12 protein-coding genes are annotated in these 12,811 nt (G+C 68.5%); 8 read left to right on the top strand and 4 right to left on the bottom strand.

The annotated features are described in order from the left end of the window. Positions 1 to 9: 9 nt before the first annotated feature. Positions 10 to 492 (top strand): Mpo1 family 2-hydroxy fatty acid dioxygenase, encoded by a 483-nt coding sequence (locus ACOZ90_RS11670; RefSeq protein WP_422893824.1) that lies wholly within the window; start codon positions 10 to 12, stop codon positions 490 to 492. 4 nt (positions 493 to 496) lie between these two features. Then, complete coding sequence (locus ACOZ90_RS11665; protein ID WP_422893823.1) at positions 497 to 1,447, top strand: DMT family transporter; 951 nt, start codon at positions 497 to 499, stop codon at positions 1,445 to 1,447. A gap of 19 nt (positions 1,448 to 1,466) precedes the next feature. Here ACOZ90_RS11665 and ACOZ90_RS11660 read toward each other — a convergent pair whose 3' ends face one another. Continuing rightward, a complete protein-coding gene (locus ACOZ90_RS11660; RefSeq protein WP_422893822.1) occupies positions 1,467 to 2,327 on the bottom strand; it encodes an NAD-dependent epimerase/dehydratase family protein in 861 nt (286 codons plus the stop codon). Positions 2,328 to 2,541: 214 nt separating this feature from the next. Here ACOZ90_RS11660 and ACOZ90_RS11655 point away from each other — a divergent pair, with 214 nt between their 5' ends. The 6 genes from ACOZ90_RS11655 to mnhG are packed head-to-tail and all read left to right on the top strand — an operon-like array spanning position 2,542 to position 8,350. Continuing rightward, positions 2,542 to 5,322 carry a monovalent cation/H+ antiporter subunit A gene (locus ACOZ90_RS11655; protein WP_422893821.1) on the top strand — a complete coding sequence of 927 codons (2,781 nt, stop codon included), beginning with the start codon at positions 2,542 to 2,544 and terminating at the stop codon, positions 5,320 to 5,322. Continuing rightward, the gene (locus tag ACOZ90_RS11650) at positions 5,322 to 5,675 is read left to right on the top strand and encodes a Na+/H+ antiporter subunit C (RefSeq protein ID WP_095207998.1); all 354 of its coding nucleotides are present in this window, start codon (positions 5,322 to 5,324) and stop codon (positions 5,673 to 5,675) included. The genes ACOZ90_RS11655 and ACOZ90_RS11650 overlap by 1 nt, the downstream gene beginning before the upstream one ends. After that, complete coding sequence (locus ACOZ90_RS11645; RefSeq protein WP_422893820.1) at positions 5,675 to 7,201, top strand: monovalent cation/H+ antiporter subunit D; 1,527 nt, start codon at positions 5,675 to 5,677, stop codon at positions 7,199 to 7,201. Before ACOZ90_RS11650 ends, ACOZ90_RS11645 begins: the two co-directional genes overlap by 1 nt. A gap of 11 nt (positions 7,202 to 7,212) precedes the next feature. Then, positions 7,213 to 7,719, top strand: a complete 507-nt coding sequence (locus ACOZ90_RS11640; RefSeq protein WP_422893900.1) for a Na+/H+ antiporter subunit E — start codon at positions 7,213 to 7,215, stop codon at positions 7,717 to 7,719. After that, positions 7,716 to 7,985: a K+/H+ antiporter subunit F gene (locus ACOZ90_RS11635; protein ID WP_422893819.1), complete on the top strand. Its 270-nt coding sequence runs from the start codon at positions 7,716 to 7,718 to the stop codon at positions 7,983 to 7,985. Before ACOZ90_RS11640 ends, ACOZ90_RS11635 begins: the two co-directional genes overlap by 4 nt. Continuing rightward, on the top strand, positions 7,982 to 8,350 hold the full coding sequence (gene mnhG / locus ACOZ90_RS11630) for a monovalent cation/H(+) antiporter subunit G (RefSeq protein WP_422893818.1): 369 nt from the start codon (positions 7,982 to 7,984) through the stop codon (positions 8,348 to 8,350). Before ACOZ90_RS11635 ends, mnhG begins: the two co-directional genes overlap by 4 nt. Before the next feature lie 31 nt (positions 8,351 to 8,381). Here mnhG and ACOZ90_RS11625 read toward each other — a convergent pair whose 3' ends face one another. The 3 genes from ACOZ90_RS11625 to hmgA form a co-directional block, all read right to left on the bottom strand. Further along, positions 8,382 to 9,821 carry a TrkH family potassium uptake protein gene (locus ACOZ90_RS11625; RefSeq protein WP_422893817.1) on the bottom strand — a complete coding sequence of 480 codons (1,440 nt, stop codon included), beginning with the start codon at positions 9,819 to 9,821 and terminating at the stop codon, positions 8,382 to 8,384. A gap of 65 nt (positions 9,822 to 9,886) precedes the next feature. Next, entirely contained in the window at positions 9,887 to 11,272 is a 1,386-nt protein-coding gene (trkA, locus tag ACOZ90_RS11620; RefSeq protein ID WP_422893816.1) for a Trk system potassium transporter TrkA, read from the bottom strand. A gap of 148 nt (positions 11,273 to 11,420) precedes the next feature. Next, entirely contained in the window at positions 11,421 to 12,749 is a 1,329-nt protein-coding gene (gene hmgA / locus ACOZ90_RS11615) for a homogentisate 1,2-dioxygenase (protein ID WP_422893815.1), read from the bottom strand. Positions 12,750 to 12,811: the final 62 nt, after the last annotated feature.

The raw sequence follows: 12,811 nt of genomic DNA, 5'->3' as shown, positions 1-12,811 counted from the left end.
GATCCGGACATGGACACCGCCGCAGGCCGCCCGATCGACCGCTGGTTCGCCAGCTACTCGGACGACCACCGCAACGTCGCCAACCAGCGGATCCACGTGGTGGCGGTGCCGGCGATCCTGTGGAGCGTGATCGCGCTGCTGTGGTGCATCCCTTCGGGCGGGCTGTTCCAGCAGGGGGTGTGGGCGGCGATGGCGATGTTCGCCGCGTGGCTGTTCTATTACCGCGCATCGCGGCCGCTGGGGCTGGGGATGCTGGCGGTGTTCGTCCTCATGGCCGCGCTCACCCACTGGCTGCACGGCCGGCTGGGCACTTCGGGACTGCTGTGGCTGGCCATCGGCGTGTTCGTGGTGGCCTGGATCGCCCAGTTCATCGGCCACAGCAAGCTGTACGAAGGCAGGAAGCCCAGCTTCTTCACCGACCTGCGCTATCTGCTGATCGGCCCGGCCTGGGTGCTGGCGAAGCTGTACCGCCGCCTCGGCTGGCGCTGGTGAGCCCGTGAGTCCCGCGCTGAAGGGGCTGGGCGGACGCGACCTGGCCCTGGTGCTGCTGGTGTGCGTGTTCTGGGCGCTCAACTTCCTGGTCTCCGCGCATGCGCTGAGGGAGATCCCGCCGTTCCTGTTCACCGCCGTGCGCATGGCCATGCTGGCGGCGCTGCTGGTGTGGTTCATCAAGGCACCGCCGCGCGGGCAGTGGGGGCGGATGGCGGCGGTGGCGGTGCTCAACGGCGCGCTGCACTTCGGCACCAGCTTCCTGGCCCTGCAGCTGGCCGGCAACCTGTCCTCGCCGGCGATCGTGGCCCAGAGCTACGTGCCGATGGCGGTGCTGCTGGCCTGGTGGCTGCTGGGCGAGCGCTTCGCCTGGCGCACCGCGCTGGCCATCACCATCAGCTTCGCCGGGGTGCTGGTGCTGGGACTGGATCCGATGGTGCTCCAGAGCCCGCTGGCGCTGGTGATGATGCTGTTTTCCTCGCTGATGCTGGCGCTGGGCACGGTGCTGATGCGCGGCCTGCGCGGCGTGAACATGGTCAGCCAGCAGGCCTGGACGGCGATCATGGCGCTGCCGGTGCTGCTGGCGATCAGCGCGGTGTTCGAGCCGCAGGGCCTGCAGCAGCTGCGCGCGGCCACGTGGGTCGGCTGGGGCGGCGCGCTGTATGCGGCGGTGTTCGCCTCGCTGCTTGGGCACGGCCTGTTCTACCTGCTGGTACAGCGCCACCCGGTGGCGCAGGTGACGCCCTACCTGCTGATCACGCCGGTGATCGCGGTGCTGCTGGGGATCGTGTTCTGGGGCGACCGGCCGGGCCCCGCGATGTGGGTCGGCGGGGCGATGGTGCTGGGCGGGGTGCTGGTGATCGCGCTGCGCACGCTGCACAAGGCGCGCACGCCGGTCAACGACGCGGGCCCGGCGGCAGCCGCCGCGGCAGCCGCCGACGAGGCCTGCCGCCGGTAGGAGCGCGCCATGCGCGCTCCTACGGGTGGAACGTTGCGGCGGTGGGGCGGAAGGGACGCGGGGCGTAGCCGAAATCGCGTTTGGCCGGCCCGGCATCGAACACCAGGTCCTCGCCCATGCGCGCCACGGCCCCGGCGGGAAGGCCCTGCAGGCGGCCGGTCGCGCGCGCGGCGGCCAGCGCCAGCCGGAACACCGGGCCGGGCAGTTCAACCAGCCGCGGACGCGGCGACAGCACGGCCAGGGTGCGGGCCACCATTTCGCGGTACGGCAGCGTCTCCCCGCCCGGGAGCGCGTAGCCGCGACCGTGGGTGGCGACGCTGTCCACTGCGGCGGCCGCCGCAGTGGCCAGGTCGTCCACGTGCACGGGCTGGCGCAGGCCGGTGGCGCCGCGCGGCAGCGGGAAAAAGCCCGCGCCGGCCGCAAGCCGGGCGATGCGGGTGAGGTTGGCGTCCCGTCCCGCGCCGTAGACCAGCGTCGGGCGGAGCAGGGTGGCGGCGGCGCCGCGCGCGGCGGCGGCCTGGAACACCCGTTCCTCCGCCTCGCCCAGCGCAGCAGCCAGCGCGCGCTCGCCTGCATCGTGGGCGTCGTGCTTGACCTCCCGGCTGGTGGATCCGAACGCCACCACGCGGCCGCATTCGATCGCGCTGGCGGCGTACCAGCGGGAGAACAGATCCAGCGGGCCGCAGCTGAAGATCGCCTCGCAGCTCGCCGGCAGCTCCGGCATCCGCGCCAGCTCCCCGGACAGCCAGCGCACGCCCGGCAGCGCTTCGCGCGGCTCGCGCGTGAGCGCGAGGCAGTCCCAGCCCGACCCGGCCAGGCGCGCCAGCAGCGCCCGGCCGATCTGGCCGCTGCCGCCGAACACCAGCGTGGTGCGCGTCACCGCCGGCCCTTGCCGCGCGCGGGCGCGGCTGGCTGGCGGACGGGGGAAACCGGAACCCTGGGCAGCATCGGCCAAGCATAGGCCAGGGGCAGGCCGGGCGTGCGCTTTCGCCCCGTAACGGCGGCTGCCGGGTTACCCTGTCGGGTCATGTCGGGCCCGGAGGCCCTGCTAGAATCCCGACTCGCCGAACGCCCGCACACCAGAAAGGAGACCGATGCTAGAGGTACTGTTGGCCCTGCCGTTCGTGCTGGCGCTGTCGGTGGCGGTATTGCGTGCCGTGCCCCGCTCCGCGACCGCATGGATGGCTGCCGCCGCACCTCTGCTCGGCCTGGCGATCCTGGCCTGGTACACCCCCGCGGTGATGGACGGCGCGGTGCCGCGCGCCGTGTACGAATGGATCCCGCAGTTCGGCCTGCTGTTCGACCTGCGCCTGGACGGGCTGGCGTGGATGTTCGCCGGCCTGGTGCTGGGCATCGGCGGGCTGATCGTGATGTATGCCCACTACTACCTGGGCAGCAACGACTCGGCGCCGCGCTTCTTCGGCTGCCTGCTGCTGTTCATGGGCTCGATGCTGGGCATGGTGATCGCCGGCAACCTGCTGCTGCTGGTGGTGTTCTGGGAGCTGACCTCGATCAGCTCGTTCCTGCTGATCGGGTTCTGGTCGCACCGCCGGGACGCGCGCCAGGGCGCGCGCATGGCGCTCACGATCACCGGCCTGGGCGGGCTGGCGCTGCTCGGCGGCGTGCTGCTGATCGGCCGGGTCACCGGCAGCTACGACCTGGACGTGGTGCTGGCCTCGGGCGAGCTGATCGCCGCCAGCCCGCTGTACCCGGCGATCCTGGGGCTGGTGCTGCTGGGCATCTTCACCAAGAGCGCGCAGTTCCCGTTCCACTTCTGGCTGCCGCAGGCGATGGCCGCGCCCACCCCGGTGTCGGCGTACCTGCACTCGGCGACGATGGTGAAGGCGGGCGTGTTCCTGCTCGCGCGCCTGCATCCGGCGCTGGCCGAGGGCGAGCTGTTCTTCTACGTGGTCAGCAGCATCGGCGCGATCACCCTGGTGATGGGCGCGTGGTTCGCGATCTTCCAGCACGACCTCAAGGGCCTGCTGGCGTACTCGACCATCTCCCACCTGGGCCTGATCACCCTGCTGTTCGGGCTGTCCACGCCGATGGCGGTGGTGGCGGGCCTGTTCCACATCATCAACCACGCCACCTTCAAGGCCTCGCTGTTCATGGCCGCGGGCATCATCGACCACGAGACCGGCACCCGCGACATGCGCCGGCTGGGCAACCTGCGCAGGTACATGCCCTACACCAGCGCGCTGGCGATCATCGCCTCGCTGGCGATGGCCGGCATCCCGCTGCTCAACGGCTTTTTGTCCAAGGAGATGTTCTTCGCCGAGGCGCTGGAGGCGCAGGGCCCGGACATCTTCCGCTGGGCGATGTCGATCGTGGCGCTGCTGGCCGGCGTGTTCGGCGTGGCCTACAGCCTGCGCTTCGTGCACGACACCTTCTACGGCAAGGGGCCGCGCGACCTGGACGTGGTGCCCCACGAGCCGCCGCGCTGGATGCGGATCCCGGTGGCGGTGCTGGTGACGCTGTGCCTGGCGGTCGGCGTGCTGCCGGCGCTGGTGGTGGGGCCGTTCCTGGAAACCGCGGTGCGCGGCACACTGGGGCCGATGGCGCCGGAATACACGCTGGCCGTCTGGCATGGGCTCAACCTGCCGCTGCTGCTGAGCTTCCTGGGCCTGGTATTCGGCGTGGCGCTGTATTTCGGCCTGCGCTGGCTGTTCGACATCCACGCGGCGATCATCCGCACGCACGGGCGCAACTGGTTCCACTTCCACGTGGAAGGACTGTTCAGCGCCGCGCGCGGGGCCTCGGAGTGGGTGGTCGCCGGCGGCATGCGGCGCAGCCTGTTCTGGCTGCTGATCGCGGCCATGACGCTGGGCGCGGCGCCGTTCCTGGCCGATCCCGCCGCGCTGCTCGAATTGCCCGGCACCTCGCAGCACCTGCCGCTGATGGGCTGGGTGGTGTGGGCGGTGCTGGTGGTGGGCACGCTGGCCACGGTGGCCATGCACAGCAAGCGCCTGACCGCGCTGATCATCATCGGCTCGGTAGGGCTGATGGTCAGCCTGGTGTTCGTGTACCTGTCGGCGCCCGACCTGGCCCTGACCCAGATCCTGGTGGAAATGGTGACCATCGCGATGCTGATGATGGCACTCAACTACCTGCCCAAGCAGTCGCCGCAGCAGCGCTCCAGGGTGCGCCGCCTGCGCGACATAAGCCTGTCGGTAGCCGCCGGCGGCGGCATCGCGGCGCTGGCGTACTCCATGATGGTGCGCCCCTCCCAGACCATTGCCGGCGAGCTGCTGGCCCGCTCCCTGCCCGAGGCCTACGGCTCCAACGTGGTCAACGTGACCCTGGTCGACTTCCGTGGCCTGGATACCTTCGGCGAGATCGCCGTGTTCGGCATCGCCGGGCTGGTGGTGCACGCGCTGCTGCGATGGGCGCGCCTGCGGCCCGACCAGGTGATGCCGGGGCCGCCGGTGCCGCTGCCGATCCCGGCCGACCTGACCCAGCTGATCTTCCCGCTGACGCTGACGGTGTCGATCTACCTGTTCCTGCGCGGACACAACGCGCCCGGCGGCGGCTTCATCGCCGGCCTGGCCATCGCAGTGCCGGTGCTGATCAAGTACGTACTGCAGGGCGCGCGCTCGGTCGAGGCCACCTTCGGCTTCGACTACGTGCGCGGCATCGGGCTGGGCCTGCTGATCGCCGCGGCCGGCGGCATCGGGTCGTGGCTGTTCGGATTGCCGTTCCTCACCAGCGGCCACCTGGACGTTGACCTGCCCGTGATCGGCTATCTCCCCATCGCCAGCGCGCTGGTGTTCGACATCGGCGTGTACGTGGTGGTGTTCGCCAGCGCGCTGCTGATGCTCTCGACGATGGGTACCGTCAAGCACCGCCAGCAGGCGTACCAGGAGCCCTACTGATGGAGTTTGCTCTGGCAACCGCGATCGGGGTGCTGACCGGCGGCGGGGTCTACCTGCTGCTGCGCGCGCGCACGTTCGACGTGATCCTCGGCCTCACGTTGCTTTCCTATGCCACCAACCTCCTCATCTTCTCCGCCGGCCGGCTGGTGGTGGGCAAGCCGCCGGTCCTGATGGATGGCGTAGAAGCCACGCTGGCCAACCACGCCGACCCGCTGCCGCAGGCGCTGGTGCTCACTGCGATCGTGATCGCGTTCGCGATGACCGCGGTGGCCGTGGTGGTGGCGATGCGCAACCACGCCGACCTGCGCAGCGACCACGTCGACGCGGATGAGCCGTCGGAAAACCAGCGATGATGACGCACCTTCCCACCCTCCCGATCCTGGTGCCGCTGGTCGCGGGGGCGATCCTGCTCCTGCTCGAGCGCAAGCAGAGCACCAGCGTGCTGCGGGTCGGCGCGTGGATCGCGATGGCGGCCCAGGTGGCGGTGGCGGTGGCGCTCGTGGGCGCTGCGTCCGGCGGCGAGATCATCGCCTACCTGGTCGGCGACTGGCCGGCGCGGCTGGGCATCACCCTGGTGATCGACCGGCTCAGCGCGCTGATGGTCCTGACCACCACGCTGCTGGCGGTGCCGTGCCTGCTGCACGCCACCGCCGGCTGGGACAAGCGCGCGCTGCACTTCCATGCGCTGTTCCAGCTCCAGCTGGCCGGGCTCAACGGCTCGTTCATGACCGGCGACCTGTTCAACCTGTTCGTGTTCTTCGAGGTGATGCTGATTGCCTCGTACGGGCTGCTGCTCAGCGGCGCGCTGGGCCCACGCATCGCGGCGGGGCTGCATTACGTGGTTTTCAACATCGCCGCCTCCACCCTGTTCCTCATCGCACTGGGCCTGTTGTACGGGATGCTCGGCACCCTCAACATGGCCGAGATGGCGGTGCGGGTGGCACAGACCGCGCCCGAAGACGTGGCCATGGTGAAGGCGGCCGCCGGGCTGCTGCTGGTGGTGTTCTGCGCCAAGGCGGCGCTGCTGCCGCTCTACATCTGGCTGCCGGAAACCTATTCGCGCGCGCCGGCGGCGGTCGCCGCGCTGTTCACGATCATGACCAAGGTCGGCCTGTATGCCGTCCTGCGGGTCTACACCCTGGTGTTCGGCAGCACCGCCGGCCCGCTGGCGGACTTCGCCTGGGATGCGCTGGTGGCCGCTGGCGCGGTGACGCTGGTGGTGGCCGCGATCGGGGTAGTGGGCGCCACCCGGCTGCGCGCGGCAGTGGCCTACCTGGTGATGCTGTCGGCAGGAACGCTGTTCATCGCCTTCGCCCTGGCCAACGCGGAAGCGATCAGCGGCGGCCTGTACTACCTTGCGCACAGCGTCTTCGCCACCGCGGCACTGTTCCTGATCGCCGACCTCGTGCAGCGCCAGCGCGGCAGCATGGGCGACCACCTGTTGCCGATTGCCCCGCCCACCCGCTCCGCTTCCGGGATGATGTACGCGATCGCCGCGGTGTCCGTGGCCGGTCTGCCACCGCTGTCGGGCTTCATCGGCAAGTTCGTCGTACTCGACGCGGTGCCGGCCGCGGCCACCGCCTGGGTCTGGGCGGCGATCCTGGGTGGAAGCCTGCTGGTGATCATCGGCCTGTCGCGCACCGGAACCCGGCTGTTCTGGCGCGTGGAGGCAGTGGGCGATGCCAAGCCGCCGCCCTCGCCCCGCCCGATCGAGGTGGGCGCGACCGTCCTGCTGCTGGCGTATGGCGTGGCCATGACCATCGCCGCGGGCCCGATCCTGCGCTACACCGACGCCACCGCCCGCCAGGTGCTCGACCCCGGCAGCTATATCCAGCGGATCCAGGAAACCCAGCCGCAGATCCGGGAGCCGTCGCCATGAAACGACAGACCTTGAGGAAACTGCTGGTGCTGCGGCGCAGGTGGCTGCCGTCGATTCCGCAGAGCCTGACGGTCCTGGTCTTCTGGCTGCTGATGGCCGAGACCTTCGATCCTGCCAACCTCCTCATGGGCCTGCTGCTCGCGCTGGTCATGCCGATGATCTCTGCGCGCCTGGAGCGCGAGTTCGCACGCATGGCCCGGCTGGACGTGTTCCTGATGCTCGGCGGGCTGCTGCTGTGGGATCTGGTGAAGGCGAACTTCACCGTGGCACGGCAGGTGCTGGGGCCCGAGCGCAAGCTCACCCCGCACTTCATCTGGATCCCGCTGGAGCTGACCAACATCCACGGCATCTCGGCGCTGGCCGCGGTCATCACGCTGACCCCGGGCACGGTTGCCGCCGCCCTGACCGACGACCGCAAGCACCTGCTGGTGCACGTGCTGAGCACGGATGACCCCCAGGGCATGGTCGAGGAAATCAAGCAACGCTACGAAGTCCCGCTGCGGAAGGTGTTCCCATGATCCAGATCGCCATCGTCCTCGCCCTGCTGGTGGTCAGCGTGGCCATGCTGATGTCGCTGTGGCGGCTGCTGCGCGGCCCGACCGCGCCCGATCGCATCCTCGCCCTGGATACCCTGTACGTGAACGCGGTGGCGCAGCTGATCCTGTTCGGCATGGTGCTGGACTCGGAGATCTACTTCGAGGTCGCGCTGATCATTGCCATGCTCGGGTTCTTCGGAACCGTGGTGCTGAGCAAGTACGTGATCCGCCGGGACATCGTGGAATGAACCAGGCCCTCGACATCGTGCTGGTGATCCTGCTGGGCTTCGGAAGCTACTTCGCATTCCTGGGCGCATTCGCGCTGATCAAGCTCAGCAGCTTCCTGCGCCGGCTGCACGGGCCGACCAAGGCCAGCACCATGGGCGTGGGCTGCATCCTGCTGGCCTCGATCGTGTTCCACACCTTCTATGGCACCGGCCTGCACCCGCGCGAGCTGCTGATCATGGTGTTCCTGTTCCTGACCGCGCCGGTCAGCGCGCACATGATGTCGCGCGCGACCCTGTCGCTGATGGGCGAGCTGCCGCCGCGCGCCTCACGCCTGCCCGACCCCGACGGCAAGATCCGCGAGGACGTGGACAACCGCAACGCCTGAGCGGCCCCTGCCGGCCGGATGCCGCACGTTTTCAGCCGCGCCAGAACCTTGGCAGGAAAAGAACAAGCACCGTGAACAACTCCAGGCGCCCGAGCAGCATCAGGAACGACAGAGCCCATTTGGCCGTATCGGGCAGCGGGCCGAACGTCCCCGCGGGGCCGATGATGTCTCCCAGCCCCGGGCCGACATTGGACAGCGCCGAGGCCGCTCCGCTTGCGCTGGTCAGGAAGTCCAGACCCAGGCCCATCAAGATGACGGTGCCGGTCGCGTAACAGATGAAGTAGACCGCCAGGAACGCGACGACCGACCCGACGACTTCATCGGGAATGACGTGGCTGCCGTACGTCCGCGGAAACACCCCCCGTGGATATATCAGGCGCAGGAAGTGTGCCCTGAGCATGACGAATGTGACCTCGAAACGGAAGATCTTGATGCCGCCGCTCGTCGAGCCCGTGCATCCACCGATGAAAAGAAGCCCGAAGAAGACCCCGACGACGCCACCTCCCCACACACCGTAGTCGGTCGACGAGTAGCCCGTCGTGCTTATCACCGAAACCACGTTGAACGCGGCATGACGAAACGCCGGTTCGAGCGCATGTTCACCGGTCGCTGCAAGCCACAGCCCCAATGCGATGACAACCACAGCGATGAGGGAGAGCATTGCCTTGACCTGCCTGTCGAACATTGCCCGACCGTCGCCGGAAATCATCCGCACGTACAGCACGAATGGAACGGCGCCACTGAGCATGAACACGACTGCGAACCACTGGATCCCGTTGGCTTCCCAGGATCCGAAGGAGCCGTCGGAGGTCGAGTAGCCACCGGTGGCGATCGACGTCAGCGCATGTGCGACCGCATCGAAGGCGTCCATGCCCGCCCACCAGTAGACCAGCGCCGCCAGCAGAGTCAGCCCGACGTACACGCACCCGATCGTGACCGCGATCTGGCGGACCCTGGGCATGGCTTTCGGCGAGCGGTCCGAAGATTCGGTGCGGAAAAGCTGCATGCCGCCAATGCCCAGGGTGGGCAGGATCGCTATCGCCGTGGCGATGATGCCGACGCCTCCCATCCACTGCAGGAGCGCCCTCCACAGCAGGATCCCCGGCGGCGCACCCTCCAATCCGGTCATCACGGTGGCCCCCGTGGTCGTGATACCCGACACCGACTCGAACATCGAGTTGGCAAGGTTGCCGCCAAGCTGGGGGTGCTCGGAGAAAAAGAAGGGAAGCGCGCCTACCACCGCAACCATGGTCCAGCTGAGCGGGGTCAGGATGAACGCCTGCTTGCGAGACAGCCCCTCCTTGAGCATTCCCCGGTTCAGCCACGCCAGGCCCGTGCCCATAAGGCCCGCAACACCAGCCGCCATGGCGAACGACATCCAGTCACGATGCCCTTGGTGGATGTCGACGACCAGTGGGAGCAGCATGAAGCCGGAAGCGGCCAGCAGCACCTGCCCCGTCAGGAACAGCACCGGACGTATGCTGCGCGCCCGGGCCACACGCAGTGGAGGCTGCCAGTGCAGCCTTACTCCACTGTTCACAGAAGACGCCTGCGGGTGCCACCCAGGATCGACTCGGCCGCCCGAAGATTGGCGTACGTCACCAACGCAATGACGTGATCGCCAGCCTGGATTCGGACATCGGGGCCAAGCATGACGACGCAACCGTCCCGGACCAGGGCCCCGATCTTCATTCCCACCGGCAGGTCAAGCCCTGCATGGGGTGACTGGAGAAGCCTGGAGCCTTCCTCCACTTTCACCTCGACGACCTCGCCGAAATCCTCGCGCAGCGTATGGAGTGCCTCGATGGCCCCCCTGCGCATGTGCCGGAGCACGGTCGACACGGTCAGCGCGCTTGGACTGACCACCGTCCTGATGCCCAGCGTGGGGATCAGCTGCTCGTAGGAGCGTTTGTTGACCAGGGTGATAGCCCGCTTGCACCCGATCTGCTTGGCGATGACGGACGAGAATATGTTGGTCTCGTCATCGTTGGTCACCGCGACCAGGGTGTCTTTGCTGCCGGCCCGGGCTTCCTCGAGCAACCCGCGATCCAATGCATCACCCAACAACACCGTCGCCCGTGAACCCAGAATGCCGGCTATATGCCCGGCACGTTCCTTGTCGAGCTCGATGATGTCCAGGTGAATGCCCGGGAAATCGGTGGTGATCTTCTGGGCCAGGTGCAGGCCCACGTTCCCACCGCCCACGAGCAGGACGCTGCTGGCCATCCGTTCCCGATGGCCGAAAAGCGTCATCGCCGTATCCAGGCGATCGCTGGGTACGATCGCGTAGACATCGTCACCGACCTCGATCCGATGCTCGGGGGTCGGTATGAACATCTGCCCTTTCCTTGCCAGCGCCAGGATGGTCAGGCCCTCGTAGTCCTGCTGGGCGCAAATGTCCTGGATGCGTTCGCCGACCGCAGGACAATTCACGTCCAGCACGTGCATGGCGAGCATCTCCACCAGGCCACCGGCCATGGGAAGGATGTCGAACGCCCCCGGGGTGGACAAGCGCCTGGCGATGCTTTCGGCCACTTCCGCCTCGGGGGAAATGATCACATCGATGGGCATGTGTTCGGCCGCGTACAGCCCATCCGAATCCCTGGACTCGTAGCCCGAATGGCGCAGCCTGGCCAAGCGGCGCTTGACCTTGAAAAGTGAATAGGCCACTTGGCAGGCAACCATGTTCACCTCGTCGGAGCGGGTAACCGCGATCAGCATGTCCGCGTCCATCGCCCCGGCGATGCGCAGGGTTTCCGGATGCGAGGCGTGGCCAACGACGCCGCGGATGTCATGGCTCTCGTCGACGATGCGGACCAGCTCCGGATTGATATCGACGACGGTGACGCTGACTCCCTCGGCAGAGAGGTGCCGTGCAATCGTCGTTCCCACCTGGCCGGCGCCGCAGACAATGACTCTCATAGTGACCCTTTGCGCAGGCTGGCGCCCTGGATCGCGCACCACCTGGACACTGGCTACCCCGTAGAGCGAACCGGAAAACGTCGGCCTTGCGGCCTCTGGCGGCGCATTCTACACAGCCTTGGCCGGCATGGTCAGGCGAGCCGCCGGGTCAATCCCGGTCCGGCCCGCTGCTGGAAAAGTGCTTCTGCAGGCCGGCCCAGCAGGCCTGGTAGTCGCGCTGGCGGTGGGCCGCGTCCAGCGCCTGGGCGGTCGGCCGCAGCACCGCGCGGGTCTCGAACATGAAGGCCATGGTGTCGGTGATCACGTCCGGCTTCGACAGATCCGCCGTGGACGCCTTCTCGAACGTGGCCGCGTCCGGCCCGTGCCCGGTCATGCAGTTGTGCAGCGAGCAGCCGCCCGGGGCGAAACCGTCGGCCTTGGCGTCGTAGGCGCCGTGGATCAGGCCCATGAACTCGCTGGCCACGTTGCGGTGGAACCACGGCGGGCGGAAGGTGTCCTGGGCCACCAGCCAGCGCGGCGGGAAGATCGCCAGGTCCATGTTGCTGGTGCCCGGGGTGTCGCTGGGCGAGTGCAGCACCAGGAAGATCGACGGATCCGGGTGGTCGTAGCTGATCGAGCCGATGGCGTTGAAGCGGCGCAGGTCGTACTTGTACGGCGCGTAGTTGCCGTGCCAGGCCACCACGTCCAGCGGCGAGTGGCCGATGTCGGCGCGCCACAGGTGGCCCTGGAACTTGGCGACCAGTTCGAAGTCGCCCTCGTCCTCCTCGTAGGCCGCCACCGGGGTGAGGAAATCACGCGGGTTGGCCAGGCCGTTGGCGCCGATCGGCCCCAGGTCCGGCAGCTTCAGCATCGCGCCGTAGTTCTCGCACACGTAGCCGCGCGCGACGCCGTCGGGCAGCTCCACCCGGAAGCGCACCCCGCGCGGGACCACCGCGATCTCCTGCGGCTCCACGTCCAGCACGCCCAGCTCGGTGGCAAGCCGCAGCCGGCCCTGCTGCGGCACGATCAGCAGCTCGCCGTCGGCGCTGTAGAAGAAGCGCCCACGCATCGACGCATTGGCCGCGTACATGTGCACGCCCACGCCGGTGCCGGCGGCCGAGCCGCCGTTGCCGGCCATGGTGACCAGCCCGTCGACGAAATCGACCGTCGCCGCCTCGTCCGGCAGCGGCAGCGGGTTCCAGCGCAGCTGATCCGGGGTCACCGGGCCGCTGCCGAAATCCTCATGCAGGCGCGGCTGGTCGAACGGGGTGAACTCCCCGTGCATCGCCGCCGGCCGGATCCGGTACAGCCAGCTGCGCCGGTTGGCATGCCGCGGCGCGGTGAACGCGGTGCCCGTCAGCTGCTCCGCGTACAGGCCGTACGCCACCTGCTGCGGCGAGTTGCGCCCCACCGGCAGCGCGCCGGCGATGGCCTCGGTGGCGAACTCGTTGCCGAAGCCGGACAGATAGCCGGCGCTGGAATCGATGCTGTTGGACATCCTGGGATCCTCGGTCTGTTGCGGTTGGCGCAGCCTGCTGGAATCGCGAATAATCCCGGAGC

The sequence above is a fragment of the Luteimonas dalianensis genome (genome assembly GCF_049339425.1).
GTDB lineage: Bacteria > Pseudomonadota > Gammaproteobacteria > Xanthomonadales > Xanthomonadaceae > Luteimonas > Luteimonas dalianensis.
Note: the sequence above shows the minus strand (reverse complement) of the source record. Positions and strands in the feature narration are given on the sequence as shown.

Coding starts and splice junctions, on each gene's coding strand:
- ACOZ90_RS11670 (WP_422893824.1), top strand. CDS start 10: ATGGACACCGCCGCAGGCCGCCCGATCGACCGCTGGTTCGCCAGCTAC.
- ACOZ90_RS11655 (WP_422893821.1), top strand. CDS start 2,542: ATGCTAGAGGTACTGTTGGCCCTGCCGTTCGTGCTGGCGCTGTCGGTG.
- ACOZ90_RS11650 (WP_095207998.1), top strand. CDS start 5,322: ATGGAGTTTGCTCTGGCAACCGCGATCGGGGTGCTGACCGGCGGCGGG.
- ACOZ90_RS11645 (WP_422893820.1), top strand. CDS start 5,675: ATGACGCACCTTCCCACCCTCCCGATCCTGGTGCCGCTGGTCGCGGGG.
- ACOZ90_RS11635 (WP_422893819.1), top strand. CDS start 7,716: ATGATCCAGATCGCCATCGTCCTCGCCCTGCTGGTGGTCAGCGTGGCC.
- mnhG (WP_422893818.1), top strand. CDS start 7,982: ATGAACCAGGCCCTCGACATCGTGCTGGTGATCCTGCTGGGCTTCGGA.
- trkA (WP_422893816.1), bottom strand. CDS start 11,272: ATGAGAGTCATTGTCTGCGGCGCCGGCCAGGTGGGAACGACGATTGCA.
- hmgA (WP_422893815.1), bottom strand. CDS start 12,749: ATGTCCAACAGCATCGATTCCAGCGCCGGCTATCTGTCCGGCTTCGGC.